At 40.0% G+C, this 255-nt stretch carries 1 pseudogene; it reads right to left on the bottom strand.

Annotation, left to right across the window (positions count from 1 at the left end):
- Positions 1 to 255: pseudogene (locus ACFILW_RS10775) on the bottom strand (MFS transporter); the annotation flags it as partial.

Below are 255 nucleotides of genomic sequence, written 5' to 3' on the forward strand. Positions count from 1 at the left end.
TAAGATCATTCCTATTGTTCCTCCAGGATTAAATAGTCCGGCAAGATTGGTGATAACTCCGGCTAGAGTTGCACTCAATGCAGCTGAAAATAGTTGTACGGAGGTAAGGGATTCACTGGCACGGAGAGCATCTTCATCATTTGTACATTGTAAAATTCGTGTGAGCAAATGTGGCCATGCTATGCCTGCACTGATTCCAATAGAAAATAGTGCTAAGCAAATAATAAAAATATATTCAAGCGTGGAAACTTCTGT

It is taken from the genome of Bartonella sp. TT110JLCBS (assembly GCF_042193405.1).
In the GTDB taxonomy this organism is placed as follows: Bacteria; Pseudomonadota; Alphaproteobacteria; order Rhizobiales; family Rhizobiaceae; genus Bartonella.